Source organism: Butyrivibrio sp. INlla14 (assembly GCF_900102515.1).
GTDB lineage: Bacteria > Bacillota > Clostridia > Lachnospirales > Lachnospiraceae > Butyrivibrio.
In genome coordinates this window covers 1-17543 of the sequence record NZ_FMVS01000007.1, presented here as the reverse complement: position 1 = coordinate 17543, position 17543 = coordinate 1, and the positions used below count along the sequence as shown (strand labels likewise).

The window sequence follows — 17543 nt, the reverse complement described above, 5'->3', positions numbered from 1 at the left end:
GGATATCTCTGACTTAACTCGCACAAAAAATCCGCTTATTTGGTGCGTGCTACACAAACAAGCGGAACTGATTGACGTTTCAGATCCTCTTATTGCTCGTTGAGTAATATCAACCCGTGATATCTACTCTTGATACGCTCATGTAAATACAAGCGCCTGCACGCTCAGGTTGGCACCTTCCTTATCAAAAAGGGGTTGCCGTGGCTTCATCGGTCCTATGTACCTCCACCACTCTGAATAAGAGAACTTCATATATAATTGACTGCTGAAACTGACCTTGAATAATCAATTACCGTTTAATGATATTAACCCATGTTCAATAATAAATCAATAGGGAAGTGATAATAATTCTATTAAAACTATGATAATTTTTCCCAGAACATAAATAAACCATTAACGATGATACAGTACATGTTCAGTCCAATATAAAGCAAAGAGTCTGGAGGCTTGTGCGCTTGTCACAAATCTCCAGACTCTTTTAAACGTATGAAAACTTTACCCCTGATAGAAAACCATCTCTTTTAACTTCTGAACCCTGCTAAACATATCTCTTTTACATACTAATCTTGTAAATCACTTCTAAACTTACCAAATATTCTGGCTCATTGGCTGCAATCACTGCGCAGAATCAAACTGAAGTGAATCAATGATCATAGCCATGCGGTCTGAAACTTCCATATCCGCCATCTCATCTCCGCTGTTGTGGCCTGTAAGTTCAAATGTAAGTGAACCATCCATGTAATCTCTTGACACAGATGTCATGTACATTCCTGACCCGTCCTCTTCAGGAGGAAGCATAGCCCAGTAGCCTGTAACATCCTCTGTTCCTGGGAAAATAGAATCCTGAAATGTAGCTTTTTCGCCCCAGGACTGAACTCTCTCGTCTCGAGCAGCCTTTCCGTTGTGCTCAACATCATAAGTTACAAGCACCATATTAGTTCCAGCGCACTCTCCAGTGTATACGATTGAAACCATTGGTCCGTCCTGTGTGATGTCAAAGTAGTTCGGGTCATATTTGATGCTCCATCCGTTTGCATCTCTATAAACATACTCCCCATCGCTGAGGTAGTTTACAGACATAAATGTGTCTGGATCAGCATCAGCAACTGGCTCAAATACTAGTTCGCGGTCCTCGGCGCCTTCGAAATATCCGTTAACAACGCCATTCTCAACGCTTGTTATGATGAATACTTCCTGTTTCTCATCGGAACCACCAAAGAAGAAATTAACCTTTCCTCCTGCCTGTGTGCAGTCAAATGGAAGACCAATGCCATCATTGGCGCCATCTTCTGTTCTACCATACCCATCGGTATTGAAAACATAGAAATAGGTTTTTGGTGGGTTTTCTGCTTCTGCAGAATAATTTACGTAAACACCTTTTTTGAAATAAGGAGCAACCATCTCGTTTTCTGCTGTCTCTGCCTGACCATCCGTCCCCTCTACGCTGTCAGACAAGGCAACGGAAGTTTCCTCGATGGCTGTTTCAGTAGTCGGCTCCCCCTCAAGAGCCGTCTCACTTCCACACCCTGTAACCAAAGCTGCTGCCATGATACCTGTAACGATCATTGCAAACATCTTTCTTACAAACTGCCTTTTCATAATACTATCGTCCCTCCGTCATAAGAAAATTGTGAAATCCTGTGAAACAATTTTTCACTGATAAATATGCTACACCATTTTATGTACCATAACTATTAACGCTTTATTAAATAGAGTTAAGAATTTATAAACTCTTTTCCATGTGTTATCATTATCAGGTCGTTATTATGAAGGAAATCAGGCTATGATAAATAATTACAACGCATTTATATCCTACAAACACGCAGCATTAGACAATAAGATTGCTGAGGAGATCATCAAAAGACTCGAAAGATATCATATTCCAAAAAACATACAGAAATCCACTGGACATAAGAAAATTGACCGTATTTTCAGGGACAAGGACGAGCTTCCTATCACCAATGATCTTAACGATACCATTTCAAGCGCTCTCGCAAATTCAGATTACCTTATAGTTATCTGTTCAACAAACACCAAGAAATCTACCTGGGTAGAAAAAGAGATAGAGATTTTCCTGAAAAATCACACCAAGAATCAGGTTCTTACTGTCCTTGCGGATGGCGAGCCATATGATGTTATTCCGCAAATTCTTTTATCAGACAAAAAGACTTTTCAAGACGATAATGGTAATTATCAAACAGTAGAAGTTCCGCTTGAGCCCTTGTCCTTGTTACCGGGTTTGCCGGATATACACTATACACTAGTAGTCTTATCCACAAAAACTATATCCACTCTTTGGAAAATCAGTCCAGATATCTTTCCAACGAATCTGGTAAACAGCTTGCAAACGAAAATAGGATTGAAGCTATGCAGCTTGCTCTTGCTGCTCTTCCTCAGGATGAAAATGACGATATGCCAGTTACGCCCGAAGCGCTTAAGGCAATCACTGATTCTTCATATGCTTATGTGGCTCCTTCCGGAACCAACGTGGCTGCTGCCTGGGACTATCAGATGCCAGGAAATATAAACAAATTTCAGCTCTCATCAGACGAGACTGTCCTTGCCGCTAAGGATTCCTCCGGAGTTGTAATGGCCTGGGATACAAAAACTCACAAGGAACTTCTACGTACAATCAAGACTGATGATGAGACAAGCGACTTCTTTTTCTTTGACCCATCAACTCTCATAGTGGCCAGAGATCACAGTTTTTCTGTATACGATCTTGCAGACGGGAGCGAACGCTGGAACTATGAATACGCTGATCACAGTTTTGCAAATGCTTTCTACCTAAAGCGTTCTAATGAAAGCTTTATTGTCTGTAATTTTAAAAGTGAAATATTGGAATTTAACATAAATGATGGCTCTCTTTTTAGTGATAAATATATCTTTGAAGAAGCCCGTGATTCCATTAGCGCTGATAAGTATTGTTCAAGCTACGCACTATCTGATGATGGTAATAGGCTTGCCCTGGCTACCAGTCAGTATGATGATGACCATAATACAGTATACAGTTTATTTGAATATGATCTTCTCTCAGGAGAAACTATGATGCTTCTACAGATACATTTATTGTATACGGCTATGAAGATTCATCTAGCGAAACACAGGTTGGATATTTCAAGCGTTACACAGTAGATGAACTTATTGATAAAACCAAGGGCCTTCTGCAGGGAATCGAAATGACCAAGGAGCAGAAGTCAATGTACGGAATTGGATGATTTATGAATCTTTATTATTGTCTTCTTGGTCATCGGATTTTCCGATATCCTCTATCAAACCGGTGACCAGGTTCTGTAATTCATTTGCGTTCTTGCTGGTTATAACAGGCTTGCCGGTTCTCTTTTCAACAGCAGCTCTTGCTTCTCCGGCAGCTGCTCCGCATTAGCAACATCCGTCAACCTCATTTTCCCATCCTGAGCTTTCATTTCCTTCCTCTTTTATTCTTTTTTTCAGAACCTTCCAATAATTCCTGGCACCGTCTGTATCCGGCTGTTCTGTTAATATTCGGACCACATCAACAATAGAAAAATACCACTCCTCTTCATCCTCTACCCATGCTGTCCTTATCGGCTGATCTTCAAATAACTGTAGCCTCGTTAGTCCTTTTCAAGGTCTGTTACTTATGTTCATTGTATCGTTCACAACTACTATCTTCGCTCTATATTCTCCATTTCCGTATATACCAGCTGTATCCATAGAATACAAGTTGCCTTTCTCCCCCAGCAAAAACTGGAGTCAAGGATTCCTTCATCCATTTCCTTATCTCATCAGCACTGGCACTTCCGCTCTCTATCTGAGCATTAACGTTGGACTGGATCAGCATAAAATCCACGAACCTTTCCAGGGTAAAAGAGTATTCCATGTCATATTCAGTCTGCTTTTCCATTACAAAGCCATCGATCAGATCAGCCTGAGTCCACTTGTTCTCTTTTCTTGGTGGTTTAGGAAATCTGCTCAGATACTCATCCCGGTACCATTTGGTATAATCATCATTTCCTACCATTATGTCTGTAATCCCAAAATCATAAATTACAACTAGCCCATTATCATCCAGAACCTGCGCCATATTAGTCATGAACTTCTTTTCATCCACCCAATTGATGCATCCTGCAGCCGTTACAATATCATATTTTTTATTCGGGATTCTTGTTTCTTCGGCTTTAGCAGCATAAAAGGAGTAAGTAGTATCTGTGCCATAGATCTCATTACACACTTCAACCATTGATTCTGCTATATCTGTTCCTGTTACCTTGTCACATATGAGCCTTAGTGCCTTGGTTGAAAGCCCTGCTCCACAACCCACGTCAAGACCATTTTTGAACATATAATCATTAGGAAGACTGCAATCTTTTTTAATCTGCTCTATTACTGACTTATGAAGCCAGGGCCTCTTGGCATAGCCCTGTGCTATCCTTTTAGAGTCAAATGCCTTATTATCCATCATGAATTATAACAAATACTCCTTTATCTTCTTTTCTATTTGCTTAATGTCCAGCGGTATTTCATCGGATTCCATAGAAATAACCAACTCTTTTCCCACTTCAATTCCCATCTTATCAAACTGATTAATCTTTAACAACGCGTGTCTGGCATAATCTCCGTCCGTTATTAACCCAAAATGCTCCCAATAGATCGTTTTTCTTGTTCGCACATTCAGCAATGCAAAATCAGGGTAAAGGTTTTTCCCATTGGGAAGAGCTATTTGAGGCTCATAGACGTAAGGAATGTCGAACTTTTCAAACATGTCTGCCAATATCTTTTCTGATTTTGATCTGACAAATACTCCCCTTGCTGTCAGATATTTCCCCTTCTCAGGAAAAGTATTGGTTTCTCCGATGTTATGCGCTCTCCAATCTGTAATATATGCTTCATCGGAGGGAAATAGTGGCGTTACCAACGCTTTTCTGGCTTCGCTTAAGTCATCATAAACTCTTGCAATAGAACCAATATCATATATTTTTGTAAACCTTTCAATACGGTATCGCACTGTCAACAGATTATCCAATAGCGCAGCGTAGTAGTCTCTTTGAACAATACGCTTTACCTTATAAGTATCCTTTTCTTTAACATATTCCAGCTTACCGTCATCTTTCTGTAAATAGTATTGATATCCATTCTTTCTCTTTGAGCTTCTAACCGGTCTGTCGTCACTAACTTTTATAGCATTTAGAGATTTCCTTGTTGCGGTTATAAGCTGATCAAGCCATTTGATCTGCTGTTTCAATTCATTTGAATAGTCTTGTATTGCCATTTCCTCCTAATTACATTTATTATTGCTTTTTATTTAATTTCAGCCTTTCTTTGATAACACTCCAAATAACTTGTGATCTTGTCAGAAGTGTCTTTTGGGGCATCACACGCTTTCTTTCGACACTCGAATATTTCTCTAATACTTATACGAGTGTCTAAAATCACTTTTTCTCTTTATTTCTTGGGAAATTCAACACTCCATTCCACTCTATATTCTTCTGCAAGTGTCAAGAAGCCTCAGAGCATCCCTAAAAACGCGTAAAGCATCCTAAAAACGACACTCCCAGCCTCATGATTGCATTAATAGAGTGTCATATTATAATGGATTCTGAGTGGCCGGATAATACATGCCACAAAAAAGAAAAACTTAGAAGTTAGAAACCTAAAAGACTATAACTCAAAATAATCAAAAAAGCAAGAAGCACCCCGGAAGCTGCAGTTTCATACAACTTCCGGGGTGTAGCATTCACTAAATATACTCGGAAATATTATTCAAATTCCCTAACTTAACCTGTACCTTAAACATTTTTGTTAGGGTTTTCTGTTACGATTTGATTTCATTTGGTTTCAACTGTCCATATCGCACGGGCTGTATCAGCTAATGTTATCAAATTGTTATCACGTGAGTGTTATCAACACCAATCTAAACTAATCCTAGATGCTTCTCAACCAAAGAAACTGTTTCTTCTACGCTTCTTTTGGTGTCTCGCTCAATCCAGAAATAGTTTCCTGCCTTTATTTGCGCATATTTTTCTGCATTAAGCGAATATAGAGTTTCATTACAAGTTCTTTTCGCACTTTCAAAATCAGTCGCACTGTGTATATAATCACAGAACCCTTGATGATCCGGTCTATTGCAGTAATCGTCAACCAAATCGGTAGGTTCTTTAATCATAAAAACTACTCTTGATGGATCTGACAATAAATCAGCCTGTTCTACTGTCAAATGGCAATCGCAAATGACCTTTGTATTTTTAGAAAGTCTGATCAAATCTAACACCACAAAATCAAGTTGTTCGCGAGTATTAGAGACCAGCCAATTCCGATACTCTTCAACAGACCTTCCAAAGAATTCGTCAGCATCTGTAAAAGTCATATTCATAGCAGGCTGATGCTCGGCATTTGACAGCAACTGATGACTTGGGAACATCTCATCAATGTCATAAACTTGAATACCATATTTTTTTCCTAATGCTCTTGATACGGTAGTTTTTCCTCCGCATGGTGTTCCGGTGATAAAATATACGTTTTTTAAATACTCTTTAATTACATTATCTTGAAATATCATAATGCTTCTCCTTTATTTATTAGTATGCTTTTTATGTACTTTATAAGCATGAAACTAATAATAAAGTCTCATGCTATCAGATATTTCTTAATCTCAAAAATGCCACCATAGTAGTATTCTCCCTTCATCATCATTAAATAATATGTCTATTGTATGTAATTATGTTCCTCTCTGAAACTGTTTGCCGAAGTTGTTAAGATAGTAACTGTACTCCTTGTGGCTCACGAAAATAAAAGCCCAGTGTGCGTTCTTCTTTTCCTTTCTCAAAAAGGCAAGATATTCCTCTCCACAGAAACTTCTGAATCTGTGATCCTCGAACATAATGATCAAAGGTTTATCTGTATACGCATCCGATTCTTCTTTTGCCTCCGCACCTGTACCATCCTCTATAAGGCGAAGAGGGATTTTCACAAGTTCAGACAGGAAAAACTCTGATCCGTCAGGTGTATCCATACCTTCATTGTCCAGATATATCCTTACCCATTCTTCACCTACGCCTGCATCCGAATACTGCTTTGCAGAGTAAATGCTCGGGGAATACACGGGAAGCTTTATCTTCTTACCATATACGATCTTTTTGATTGATTCCGGAGACAGGTAGAAATCTTCAGCCAGTTCCACGATGCCGGCACCTGCAGCATATCTGCTGCAGATGAGGGCATTTCTCTTATTCAGTTTTTCACGATATCCGGATGCTTCTCCCCAGCCTTTAGTTTTTTCGCACTTGGGTATATAAATAGCTTTTCCTTCCGCATACTTTTGCACTTCTTTCAAAAGACTTGCGGGGAGAATATCCTTGGCATTTTCATATTTCATTTTTGATCAGACCAGTTTGTTCATGCGCTCTTCCAATTCGTTTATGGATCTTGTAATGGACTCACAGGACTCCAGATCGTCGATGGAAGCATGCCACATGAGTGTGTGCAGTCCCTTAAAATACGCCATGCACAGAAAACGTTCCTTATAGTTTTTTATATCTATATTATTTCTTTTTGCATACTCATACAGTTTTTCCGGAACCAGGAGATAGGGCTTATTCAAGTCGAGGATTGCAAAATCCATAAGGAAGTCCATGATGCCGGCACGTCCCCAGTCTGCGCAGTATGCTTTGCCTGCATCGTCGACGATCATGTTGACAAAGAAAGTGTTGTTATTTGCAAGGAACCTTTGCCCCTCGCAGTAGGGTGCATACTGCATGATCTTCGCGTAGATCTTGTCGAAATAGTCCTTCTTGAGAAACGTCGTCTCAAACATCTGCGTCCAGTTATGCCAGTAGCCCTCCTGATCCTCGTTAAAGGTCTCACGGACAAATTCCTCGAATGTGGCAAATGGGGCTTTGTTGTCTTCGTCAAATTCTCCGTATCCGGTTATGGAGGAAACATCCGTATCGGCGACCTCAAAGATCATTTCGAAAAACTTCTCATATCCTTTTTCAAATTCTTCAACGGAAAGCTCGTTTGCACATCTGCCCTTGGGACTCATCTCTATCCGGTCTCCGGTCAGGTTTTTTATAAATATATCTCTGTTCATTTTCATCATCCTTTCGTATTTGCTTTTTATGTATCGGCGCCTTACAAAAAGAATGATAACAGCCACCCCGGCAGCTTCATATAGAAAGAACGGTTATAACAAAACTTTACTCACCGCTTTATTGCTATCGCTGTAAACTCACCCGGGAGTTTTTCATTTTCCCATGAAGGATGTTCATCAAAACGCTCCAAAGTAAATCCGCTCCCGATGATAGAATTGATGATCTCGCTGATTGTGTACTTCCTGTAATGGCACTTCGGAATCTGCTTACGGATCTCCTCATCGTAAAATCTTGCGTGAGCCATCTCTCCTTCAAAGATATCTGTGGAGAAATAACTCATGGTAGGCTGCTGTAACCCAAGTATATCGGAAATCTTAGTAAATGGATGGAAGTCACTGCAGATCATCTTTCCACCGGGCTTTAAGAGTCCGTTCATTATATTCATAAAAGCATTTATATCGTGGAAATAATGCAGGATTCCACCCTCCATAAAGACAACATCAAAAAAGCCGGCATACTTGTCCATATCGATTTCCATGATATCACAAACTTCATAGCCAATGTTTACGCCTGCTGCCTCAGCTGTTTCCATGGCATATTTCTTATTGGCTTCGGATATATCAAATACTGTAACCTCTGCTCCCAAAAGAGCCAGCGGAATTGCTTTCTTGCCGCAGGATCCGCAGATATTAGCTACCTTGACGCCTTCAAAAGAAACAAAGTAGTTCGCATACTGCTTTAGCAACTTCCTAGGGTTTTCTTTATCCTTTGATGCTCTTTCCTCCGGAGTCCCAGCGGTTCTTACCCAAAAATCATATGCATCAAACTCCCAGGCTTTCTTATGTTGTTTACTGTAATCTTCCAAAACTGCTATCCTCCCGGTGTTTCCATCTATTAACGTTTCGCCCAATCAAGGATTATATCCATGTCGAACTTATTAAGATTCTCCGGAAGCTCGTTTTTCTTGAAGAATTTGTGTTCCATAACTTCCTCCGGATCATTAACGATACTTCCTTCATATTCTCTCGTGATAAAAACAATTCCCGGTCCGAAGCATACATCCCCATTGGGGTATTCTATGATGCGGTCCCTTCCGGAGAGCAATTTGAATACTTCAAGTTTTCCCAACGTCAGTCCGGATTCTTCCATAGTTTCACGTCTTACAGTCTCTTCAAAAGTTTCTCCCATTTCCATTGAACCACCGATTATAGCCCAGCATCCATTATCCTGTCGTTTCTGTAAAAGGATCTCTCCCTTTGCATTTTCAATAATAACGCCGCATGCGCATGTCAGTATCGGAGCATGTCCCACGTACTTGCGCATTTCCTTGATATATCCACCGTTTTTATATAACTTTATGTACTCCTCTAAATTCATATCAATTACCCCCTACGGTTACCGTATAATCCACCGTCATTGGATTTTATCATAACATAAACAATACTATTACTTCTATGTATCCATGTCTCTAATACTTAAGAAAAGAATTTCTTTATTATGGCATTTATCTCATTGGTGCCTAGAGGGCTAGTCGAAGTTTCCTCAGTAATGATTAGTTTTTCCCCAACAAATATCCCCTCTCCCATCATGGTTTTTAACCGCTGAACAGAATTCTTCGCATATTCTTTATCGTCCATCATCCCCCGATGTTCCCAATACATGACTCTTCTTCTTTTTACATCCAGTACAGTAAAGTCAGGGTAAATAATCGCACCATTGCTTAGCCGAAGGGGACATTCGTATTTATACGGAATTTCCTTGTCTGCCAACGCATTTGCTATATTAAGCTCGGATTTTGAACGGACTCTTTCTTTTCGTTTGGTTTCAAAGAAAGGGAGATAATCGGGTATAACTTTGCCTTCATACGGTATATTCAGCCATTTTTGCGAATAGTCTTCATCCGAAATATCTATGGGGATTATTAATTCTTTAACTTCCGTAGGGCTATCTGAATATACGTTTTGAATTGTAGTTATAACATTTTCTGTTTTGAAAAGAAGCTTCTTTAGACTTGCGCTTTCTACCGTAACAAGCTTTAAAATCTTTTCATCATAGGATTTCTGAAGATATTTCGTGATCAAAGTTTTTTCGGATTTATGAATATACTTTCCGGATTTCTCTGTACTTTCATTTCGTAAATAGTATTGTACACCATGCGAAGTCTTGCTTACATGAATTTTCCCGGGCGGTGCCTTATCCAGCGCAGCTTCTTTGGAATTCTTGATTGATAAGAGCTCGTTGTATCTCAGCCTTGCCTCTAAATATAAGTTTGTGTAGCTCACCATTAATCCTCTTTGTGCAAATGGTTTTGCTACTGATAGCTTTGTTTCTCGCCTCTTTGTTACTGGTGTTTTAGTTACTGGCGTTTTAGTTATTGGTGTCTTAGTTACTGGTGTTTTAGTTACTGGTGTTTTAGTTACTGACGTTTTTGCTGCTAGTGCTTTGGTTTCCGATGGTTTTATTTCCGGCAGCGTTGGTACAGTTGTTTTTGTTATTAAAGTTTGATTTTCTGATAAATTGTTTTGTTTTTCCATATTAGTTTTTCCTTTTCTACGCTTAAACAGCGATTTATTGTTATTTATCATTTTTGCCGCTTGAATTCATGCTATTTCTGACTTTCAAACAGCGAAATTACCATTATTTGTTATTCCGTTGTCATAAACCAGTTACAAGATTAGTTTTAAGCGGCGAGATTCTCACTTTTCTTTTTTTCGCTGTCTCAAGCCTGTCACATGCTTGGTTTCATACAGCGATTTTCTCGCTTTTTATTATTTCGCTGTCTCAAGCCTGTCACACGCTTGATTTCATACAGCGATTTTCTCGCTTTTCTTTTTTTCGCTGTCTCAAGCCTGACACACGCTTGGTTTCATACAGCGGGATTGTAATAAATGGGATTTTTGATGTTCGGAGGTTTCAATTACTTCCAAAATAAACATCGAGATTTGAAAAAAGAAATATTTCGATGCCCCGCGACTGGGGGCATCGAAGAATTCTACTAAATAAGATACATCAACTGATACTAAGGATTTACACTAACGCTATAGTAAACCCTAAAATTGTCTTACAATTTTATCACCTACAAACCACCTGGTATTATTCCATCTCGCAAATGTATTTTTTGTGCTGCGTTCTTATGCCGGTTTCAGGTTTGTTTAACAGTTCATTTCTGAACGGTTTGAATGTATCTACTATACTTTTTTAAGCTTTTATTGTCATTTTATTGTCACGAGCGACAAGAAAATTATACCGCATTTGGATGACATTATCATCTCATTTTTACTATTCGATAAAGCTAATTGAAGTCACGAGATTGTTCTCATATGATATCTCAAAACAACTTAACGGATTAATTTTTCCGCACATAACAATCTCGTCTTTATATGTGACTTTTCTTGACTTAGTCTGTTCATCAGTAACTTGTATTCTGCAAAAATTCAATAAGTATGAACAGATTGCAGTTGCATGAGAGACAACAAGAACCGTTTCTCCATCAGACATACCATTTAAGATATTGTCTATAGCACTTTTCATTCTGATCTTTACATCATTTAATGATTCGCCTTCGTCATTACGATAATCATAGTCCTGATACTGCCTAAGCCAGAAGTCTTCCTTTGCATGGCCTATTACTCTTTCGCAGAGATTATCAACAACTATTACATTTTCCGAGAATACTTCAGCTGTCTGTAATGCTCTTTTATAAAATGATGAATAGTACCTATCCACATTACAGAAAAGTTCGCGCTTTTCCCTTGCAAGTCTTACACCTTCTTCTGATAGTGGGAGCAACGTTGTATCCTTGGTATGATCTTTTGCAGGTATGGAATGTCTCATCAGAAATATTTTCTTCACTCTGTCTCCTCATAATTCCACAATCCAAGATGTCCTTTGGCTGGGATTGGCGTATCTAAAACCTCTATATCTTTTAATATCCACGCGTATCGGCCGGTGGCATAGACTCCGGAAAGGTACTCTTTATAGTGATTGTCGTGCATATGCGCAACATAGCCATCTGTCATCTTAACACAATCTACCAACTTGCAAGAGCAGATGATGCAGCCAAAATCCATATGATTGTTACGTATTAATCCCATCAGTTCATCATTTTCCTTGCTTGCCTTCGGGATGTTTGTAGCACTCGCATGAATATAGAGTTTTCCTCTGTATTCAGTTTTCCAACTTCTCGTTTCTATAGTTTTGCAGCCTTCCTTAATAAGTTCGGCATACGGCTGTGTTAGGCTTAATACTTTCATTTAAACACCCCGGTCAGATTAAGTGTAAATAATCTTTCTGAGCGCAGGCCCACAATGCTCATGCGGCAATATCTTAAACCCTTGCTTTACGTAGAATTCTTCTTTTCCCTTCGCGGCCAGCAACTGAATACTGACTCTGGATCCTTCCGGAGCATCTTTCTGTATTCTTTCTACAAGCCGATTTACAATCGTAGACCCTATTTTCTTTCCCTGATATTCAGGTCGTACCGCTACATCAACAATCACATAATACATCCCATCGCCAATCGCTCTACCCATGGCAATCGGGATCTCGCCATCTTTGGCAAGAACGAAATAAGCGCTACCGGCGAGTGCTTTTTCTGCCTGTTCAACGCTAAAGTTGTTCCAGTCTACCGATGCGCGCAGTTCAAAATATGTTTCAAGATCCGGAATGATCTCATGATAAGTTATTCTCATTTTAATCCCTTTATCTCCCTACAATTTTATCAGAGCCTTTGTCCGAATCGACAATATCCGGGAAATTGCCTTTCAGAAAATGTCTGTATTCCTGATGGTCTACCGCTTCTTCATATTCTTGCAGGATTGTTCTTCTAACCCATTCCTGCATCTTCTCAGACATCACATCATATCTCATAATTTCAAGAAGTCCTTTTTCTTCTGCCTCAAGAATCGCTTCATACGCATCCGGAACGAACTCTGCCCCTACCACAGTTACGGGAGCATTGCTGGAAGCTGCATTCGGTATTTTGATTTCGAAGCCGGAATCTGTAATACTCTCGGCGCTGTATATGTATCCGGAAACTCCCTTATACGTTTTTTCAAGCGCATTCGGATAATACTCCTGCAGCTGCTGGATTCCATCTTTTGTAAATCCGTATGGTCCCCATTTCTTCCATATTCCATCATAGGCAAACCCAGTTTCTTTGCAATATTTCTCTATGGCATTACTAAGATAAACTAACGTGTTCTCTCTTTTCGTTGAGAAATAAACCAACGGAATATGATGATCTGATACCTTTGGTTCTAATTGTTTAATCCCTTCAACAGGGGAAGCATGATAATACATACAAGTTCCTTACCTTTCTATCTTCTTAAAGAGCCTTGCGCTCCAGAATGTCATATCCAGCTCATCAAGATAGAAATGAAAGATTGCCTTCCAGTTCTTTGTTGCGGTGCTTAGTACCATATACTCTGCTTCCGTCTTTACAGCATCCTCTGCAAATCTGAAAAGCTTTTCTCCAACACCCTGAGAACGTCTCACTGGAACGACATACAGTTCTTCAACCTCAAAGTACGGTGTTCCCTCCGGCATAATAGACTTCATCTGCTCCGACTTATATACCTTTCCAAACAGATAGCCCACAACGGCACCATCATCCTCTGCAAAGAAGATACGGTTACCTTCTATATCAGATTTGTCATTAGGGCGATACCCATAGCAGCTGTTCTCCGAAGTCCAGTCCTCTGAAAAACGGATCAGCTGAGCAAGAACGGTATCGTCTAAATCCACTTCATGAAAAAACATCGTGTCCTCCGTAAATGAAAATCTGTTTACCTTACTGAAATGCTATGTTAATAAAGTCCAAAATGTCCGAAACTGCTTTTTCGTTTGTCAACAAATCTCCTTGGATACTCTTTTTCCCATATTGTCTGGCGGAAAGAAACAGAACGACAGGATCCCGTTCTGTCTGATAGGTAAGCGCCTTGATAAAATTCTCTTCATTCGTATTGCTGACAACAATGCTACGCTTAGGGACTTTTAGATATGCCTCCAGGAGGTCCTGATCCCCTTGAAAATAGCATTGGCTACGTTCATTAAATGCAAAATAATTAGCGCAGGGATAATCGCAATAGTTCGGTATAACAAAATACGTTATATCACTATGAACAATGGAATCCAGTATCTCATATTCCATATCTCCTATATGAGGACACTTTTCCCTATCTTCAAAGCAATCATAATTGCAGTCACCACAAGCCTGAATGGAAAAATCAGAAAAGCTGAACAAAGAAGAACCCTCAATATTCTCCTTGATAAGTTTTCCAATCTGAGCACAGTTACCATCAGTCCGCGAACTAAAAGAAACAATTACCACCCTCATTCTCAACATCCCCGCAATCATAAATTGGTACTTAAGGCCTAAAGTGCTCCTTATCTACCGCTTCGTATAAATCTTTACCCATTCGCTCCTCGAAGTAAGCCTTTAATCCAAGATTCGTATCCCACTTAGACTGATCATAGCTTCCATATCGGTTCTTTACATCAGTCATCCTATCGACAATATCCATAACTCCTTCAGCTCCGGAGATGGCATCGCAAAGCTGGATCAGTTTATCGTAGTCATCAAGTTCAATTTCAGCAAGCTTTGTCTTGATAAGTTCCGTTTCTTCGGGAGTTGTATCACGGTTTCCGACATATCCTTCAATATCTTTCTCATTAAAAGAGTGCGTCAGACAAACGCGAGCCACATCATCATATCCAAGAGACATCATATAAGAATATCCATCGGATACATGGCCCATGTGCCTCTTCCCGAACTTTCTGCCTATATCATGAAGTAATCCAAGGACATAAGCCTTCTCTGAATCCATTCCGGAGTATTCCGCAATCTTCTCCGCGCAATGAGCCGCAGTCCTGCTGTGATTGCCCCATGGGCCAGGATTACAGGCTTCCGCCTCACGCAGTATTACCTCAGCTGCATCCCTGTCAGGATATAATTTCTTTATTCGGAAAGACATGGGAATATATCGTATGCCATGTTTTTCCTGTTCTTCAGACATATCTTTAAATCCAAGACTTCTGTAAAACACTGCTCCATATGGAGAAGAATTCACAGTTATCTCAGAACGTGAACTGTCATCCACTCTGATTTTGTCAATAACATATTCGAACAGTCTTCTCCCAACGCCCTGCTTGTGGTACTCTTTTTCAACAAATGCAAGCATGATGTGGGTTACTTTTCTCATAGCCATTACGCCAATGATCTTATCCCCGTCAAAGGCACCATACATTTTAATAGCACCTTCTCTGCAGCCTTGTCTGAAGCCCTCATTTTTGATCACATCATTAACAAAGGCATCGACACCCTCTGTCGAATAATCTGGGGCTTCAAATTCCATAAAAACGCGAAGGACAAGTTCCAATGCCTGATCGAGTTCGGTATCCTTAATTCTTCTGATATCCATCTTTCACCTTCAACACTATTATTTCTCGGGCAGCTCAATCCAGTATCGCTGCAGGTTTGCTCCCTTATGTGGCTCCTGTACCGTAGACTCATAAACACCGCCATTCTTCAGAATTGTTCTTCTGCTGGCTTCATTCGTATCGATACAAGCTATAAGCACTTTATGAATACCCATTTCTTTGCATTTTGTTAATCCGATTTGAAGCATCTGCGTAGCATACCCCTTTCGTCGCTCGCTCGGTGCCACGGAATATCCGATATGCCCGGCATATTTCTCAAGGAAATCATTGAAGTAATGCCTTATCTGAAACATTCCAACTATCTTATTATCACTTTCCCGAACAAAAATATACTGCGTAGCCGGAACCATCCCTTCAGGAACGGTTTCTTCGTTCTTACCATTTGCGCAATACTCGATCCATTCCTTCGGATCTTCGATACGTCTGAGCGGTCCCGTACCGTCCATGGAGCTGCCGCAGTCGAGAAGCTCCTGTCTGTATGCACGAATCTGCTCTTTATATTCTATTGAAGGCTCTATAAATTTCATGTACTTCAATTCTCCTTCCAATGACCCTAAGCACCATAGTATCATCCAAAGCACCGGGCTTATCCGTGCTTTGGACTATTTCTTGGCAAGCTGCATTTTGTATTCTTCTTCTGCCAAGGCAATCTGCCTCTGTATCTGCTCTGCTGTGGGAAGGTGCTCCTGTATCTCCTTGATTTTCACATTGTCATATGTTGCCACACCCATAGGAGTGGTTATTCCCTGAAATGCGAGTTGTACCTCCGTGCGATCCATATCCTTGCAGATCAAAAGTCCGATTGTAGGATTATCGCTATCCCGCTTTACAAATTCGTTAACTGCATTCACATAGAAGTTAAGTTTACCCGCGAACTCAGGATCAAATGGCTTCACCTTTAATTCCAAAACAACATAGCAGCGTAGATAGATGTGATAGAACAGCAGATCAATCTTTCTCGTCTTTCCGGCTATTAAGATTTCCTTCTGTCTACCTACAAATGCCCATCCCTCACCAAGTTCCAAAAGAAAGCGGGTCATTCGTTGTTCCAGCACATCCTCAAGCGCTTCCTCGTCATATTTTTCCGGCAAACTTACAAATCCCAAATCATAGTTGCTTTTCAGTATCTCTTGCGCGAGATCTCCCTGAATGGCAGGCAGTTTTTCAGCAAAATTGGTAACAGCCATTCCGGATGTATGGTATAAATCAGCACGGATTATATTATCCAAAGCATCTCGGCTAAGGTTCCCCTCTATGGTCTTTCGGATATAAAACAGGGCCTCCTCAATGCTTTTAGCCTTCTGTATGATCATTACATGATGCATCCATGGTACAAAAGCAAACATTTGAGGAAAACTTAATTCTGAATCAGCCTGCTTCAGTTTTGACTCCTGAATTTCTGAAGCAACTTGCTTCAGTTTTGAGCCATTTATGTTAATCTGTTCTTCTATATTTGAAATAAAGGCTCTCGCTTCATTATTTACTGAATAGAAGCTGTACCATTGTTTCATAAACCAAAGGTTTCTCGCCGAAAAACCTTTCGCTTTCGGGAACTCCGCCTGAAGGTCCAGGCTGACACGATTAACGATTCCGCTGCCCCATTTCTCCTCAGCTTTCCTGATTACCAAATCTCTGCCAAGAAGCCAGTTGAACAGTAACTGTTCCGAATTAACTTTAACAGCAGCTTTAATCTGAGCGCTCCGAAATCGTATTTTTAACTCATTCAGCCATTCAATATATTCTTTATCAAGGCTCACCTCCTGCGAAGTAACAAGCCCTCTTTTATCAGTCGTTGCTTTACTCATAATGATATTCCTCTTCTGTATGCTGCAGATTGCGGTGACAATTTGGCACTACAACCGGCTTCCATTTCACATAAAAATCCAAAATACATCCTACCACAAATAACGCTTGTTTTCAATGGGAATCCGCATGGATCAATGTTAACTTCCTATCTTTTTAACTCTCGTCGTCACTTCCGGTAAATCCCCTCAAAAAATCTCTTAATGCAGGGTTGATGATTTTTAATCCTCC

20 protein-coding genes and 1 riboswitch are annotated in these 17543 nt (G+C 40.0%); of the genes, 2 read left to right on the top strand and 18 right to left on the bottom strand.

From position 1 onward, the window contains the following. Positions 1–135: 135 nt before the first annotated feature. A riboswitch (SAM riboswitch) is annotated at positions 136–244 on the bottom strand. A 371-nt stretch (positions 245–615) separates the two neighbouring features. Next, positions 616–1599 carry a hypothetical protein gene (locus tag BLO53_RS05655; protein ID WP_092059622.1) on the bottom strand — a complete coding sequence of 328 codons (984 nt, stop codon included), beginning with the start codon at positions 1597–1599 and terminating at the stop codon, positions 616–618. Positions 1600–1783: 184 nt separating this feature from the next. Between BLO53_RS05655 and BLO53_RS05650 the strand changes: the two genes are divergently transcribed. Both BLO53_RS05650 and BLO53_RS19125 read left to right on the top strand, forming a co-directional pair. After that, positions 1784–2527, top strand: coding sequence for a toll/interleukin-1 receptor domain-containing protein (locus tag BLO53_RS05650; protein WP_092059620.1), 744 nt, complete (start codon positions 1784–1786; stop codon positions 2525–2527). Then, positions 2512–3135 (top strand): hypothetical protein, encoded by a 624-nt coding sequence (locus BLO53_RS19125; RefSeq protein WP_092059617.1) that lies wholly within the window; start codon positions 2512–2514, stop codon positions 3133–3135. Before BLO53_RS05650 ends, BLO53_RS19125 begins: the two co-directional genes overlap by 16 nt. Before the next feature lie 523 nt (positions 3136–3658). Here BLO53_RS19125 and BLO53_RS05635 read toward each other — a convergent pair. From BLO53_RS05635 to BLO53_RS05555, 17 genes are all read right to left on the bottom strand, one after another. After that, positions 3659–4444 carry a class I SAM-dependent methyltransferase gene (locus BLO53_RS05635; protein WP_092059615.1) on the bottom strand — a complete coding sequence of 262 codons (786 nt, stop codon included), beginning with the start codon at positions 4442–4444 and terminating at the stop codon, positions 3659–3661. A 3-nt stretch (positions 4445–4447) separates the two neighbouring features. Next, complete coding sequence (locus tag BLO53_RS05630) at positions 4448–5251, bottom strand: hypothetical protein (protein ID WP_092059613.1); 804 nt, start codon at positions 5249–5251, stop codon at positions 4448–4450. 642 nt (positions 5252–5893) lie between these two features. Continuing rightward, on the bottom strand, positions 5894–6538 hold the full coding sequence (locus tag BLO53_RS05625; protein ID WP_092059611.1) for an AAA family ATPase: 645 nt from the start codon (positions 6536–6538) through the stop codon (positions 5894–5896). Between the two features lie 159 nt (positions 6539–6697). Further along, positions 6698–7354 (bottom strand): CD3324 family protein, encoded by a 657-nt coding sequence (locus BLO53_RS19840; protein WP_330388824.1) that lies wholly within the window; start codon positions 7352–7354, stop codon positions 6698–6700. Positions 7355–7360: 6 nt separating this feature from the next. Next, a complete protein-coding gene (locus BLO53_RS05615; protein ID WP_092059609.1) occupies positions 7361–8068 on the bottom strand; it encodes a hypothetical protein in 708 nt (235 codons plus the stop codon). 110 nt (positions 8069–8178) lie between these two features. Then, a complete protein-coding gene (locus tag BLO53_RS05610; protein ID WP_092059607.1) occupies positions 8179–8934 on the bottom strand; it encodes a class I SAM-dependent methyltransferase in 756 nt (251 codons plus the stop codon). A 29-nt stretch (positions 8935–8963) separates the two neighbouring features. Then, positions 8964–9446, bottom strand: a complete 483-nt coding sequence (locus tag BLO53_RS05605) for an NUDIX hydrolase (RefSeq protein WP_092059605.1) — start codon at positions 9444–9446, stop codon at positions 8964–8966. A 98-nt stretch (positions 9447–9544) separates the two neighbouring features. After that, on the bottom strand, positions 9545–10603 hold the full coding sequence (locus BLO53_RS05600) for a hypothetical protein (protein WP_092059603.1): 1059 nt from the start codon (positions 10601–10603) through the stop codon (positions 9545–9547). Positions 10604–11348: 745 nt separating this feature from the next. Continuing rightward, positions 11349–11921, bottom strand: a complete 573-nt coding sequence (locus tag BLO53_RS05595) for a histidine phosphatase family protein (protein WP_092059601.1) — start codon at positions 11919–11921, stop codon at positions 11349–11351. Further along, entirely contained in the window at positions 11918–12322 is a 405-nt protein-coding gene (locus BLO53_RS05590; protein WP_092059599.1) for an ASCH domain-containing protein, read from the bottom strand. Before BLO53_RS05590 ends, BLO53_RS05595 begins: the two co-directional genes overlap by 4 nt. Before the next feature lie 18 nt (positions 12323–12340). Then, positions 12341–12760, bottom strand: coding sequence for a GNAT family N-acetyltransferase (locus BLO53_RS05585; RefSeq protein WP_092059597.1), 420 nt, complete (start codon positions 12758–12760; stop codon positions 12341–12343). A gap of 10 nt (positions 12761–12770) precedes the next feature. After that, entirely contained in the window at positions 12771–13370 is a 600-nt protein-coding gene (locus BLO53_RS05580; protein WP_092059595.1) for a hypothetical protein, read from the bottom strand. Between the two features lie 9 nt (positions 13371–13379). Continuing rightward, positions 13380–13829 (bottom strand): GNAT family N-acetyltransferase, encoded by a 450-nt coding sequence (locus tag BLO53_RS05575; RefSeq protein WP_092059593.1) that lies wholly within the window; start codon positions 13827–13829, stop codon positions 13380–13382. A gap of 31 nt (positions 13830–13860) precedes the next feature. Then, positions 13861–14406 (bottom strand): hypothetical protein, encoded by a 546-nt coding sequence (locus BLO53_RS05570; RefSeq protein ID WP_143003215.1) that lies wholly within the window; start codon positions 14404–14406, stop codon positions 13861–13863. 31 nt (positions 14407–14437) lie between these two features. Beyond that, positions 14438–15490 carry a GNAT family N-acetyltransferase gene (locus BLO53_RS05565; protein WP_092059589.1) on the bottom strand — a complete coding sequence of 351 codons (1053 nt, stop codon included), beginning with the start codon at positions 15488–15490 and terminating at the stop codon, positions 14438–14440. Positions 15491–15508: 18 nt separating this feature from the next. Continuing rightward, complete coding sequence (locus tag BLO53_RS05560; protein WP_092059586.1) at positions 15509–16036, bottom strand: GNAT family N-acetyltransferase; 528 nt, start codon at positions 16034–16036, stop codon at positions 15509–15511. Between the two features lie 75 nt (positions 16037–16111). Next, positions 16112–17314, bottom strand: coding sequence for a PDDEXK nuclease domain-containing protein (locus tag BLO53_RS05555; RefSeq protein ID WP_092059584.1), 1203 nt, complete (start codon positions 17312–17314; stop codon positions 16112–16114). Positions 17315–17543: the final 229 nt, after the last annotated feature.

What these genes read in the sequence shown, in the direction of transcription:
- BLO53_RS05655 (WP_092059622.1), bottom strand. Translation starts at nt 1,599, where the DNA reads ATGAAAAGGCAGTTTGTAAGAAAGATGTTTGCAATGATCGTTACAGGT.
- BLO53_RS05650 (WP_092059620.1), top strand. Translation starts at nt 1,784, where the DNA reads ATGATAAATAATTACAACGCATTTATATCCTACAAACACGCAGCATTA.
- BLO53_RS19125 (WP_092059617.1), top strand. Translation starts at nt 2,512, where the DNA reads ATGCCAGGAAATATAAACAAATTTCAGCTCTCATCAGACGAGACTGTC.
- BLO53_RS05635 (WP_092059615.1), bottom strand. Translation starts at nt 4,444, where the DNA reads ATGATGGATAATAAGGCATTTGACTCTAAAAGGATAGCACAGGGCTAT.
- BLO53_RS05630 (WP_092059613.1), bottom strand. Translation starts at nt 5,251, where the DNA reads ATGGCAATACAAGACTATTCAAATGAATTGAAACAGCAGATCAAATGG.
- BLO53_RS05625 (WP_092059611.1), bottom strand. Translation starts at nt 6,538, where the DNA reads ATGATATTTCAAGATAATGTAATTAAAGAGTATTTAAAAAACGTATAT.
- BLO53_RS19840 (WP_330388824.1), bottom strand. Translation starts at nt 7,354, where the DNA reads ATGAAATATGAAAATGCCAAGGATATTCTCCCCGCAAGTCTTTTGAAA.
- BLO53_RS05615 (WP_092059609.1), bottom strand. Translation starts at nt 8,068, where the DNA reads ATGAACAGAGATATATTTATAAAAAACCTGACCGGAGACCGGATAGAG.
- BLO53_RS05605 (WP_092059605.1), bottom strand. Translation starts at nt 9,446, where the DNA reads ATGAATTTAGAGGAGTACATAAAGTTATATAAAAACGGTGGATATATC.
- BLO53_RS05600 (WP_092059603.1), bottom strand. Translation starts at nt 10,603, where the DNA reads ATGGAAAAACAAAACAATTTATCAGAAAATCAAACTTTAATAACAAAA.
- BLO53_RS05590 (WP_092059599.1), bottom strand. Translation starts at nt 12,322, where the DNA reads ATGAAAGTATTAAGCCTAACACAGCCGTATGCCGAACTTATTAAGGAA.
- BLO53_RS05585 (WP_092059597.1), bottom strand. Translation starts at nt 12,760, where the DNA reads ATGAGAATAACTTATCATGAGATCATTCCGGATCTTGAAACATATTTT.
- BLO53_RS05580 (WP_092059595.1), bottom strand. Translation starts at nt 13,370, where the DNA reads ATGTATTATCATGCTTCCCCTGTTGAAGGGATTAAACAATTAGAACCA.
- BLO53_RS05575 (WP_092059593.1), bottom strand. Translation starts at nt 13,829, where the DNA reads ATGTTTTTTCATGAAGTGGATTTAGACGATACCGTTCTTGCTCAGCTG.
- BLO53_RS05570 (WP_143003215.1), bottom strand. Translation starts at nt 14,406, where the DNA reads ATGAGGGTGGTAATTGTTTCTTTTAGTTCGCGGACTGATGGTAACTGT.
- BLO53_RS05565 (WP_092059589.1), bottom strand. Translation starts at nt 15,490, where the DNA reads ATGGATATCAGAAGAATTAAGGATACCGAACTCGATCAGGCATTGGAA.
- BLO53_RS05560 (WP_092059586.1), bottom strand. Translation starts at nt 16,036, where the DNA reads ATGAAATTTATAGAGCCTTCAATAGAATATAAAGAGCAGATTCGTGCA.
- BLO53_RS05555 (WP_092059584.1), bottom strand. Translation starts at nt 17,314, where the DNA reads ATGAGTAAAGCAACGACTGATAAAAGAGGGCTTGTTACTTCGCAGGAG.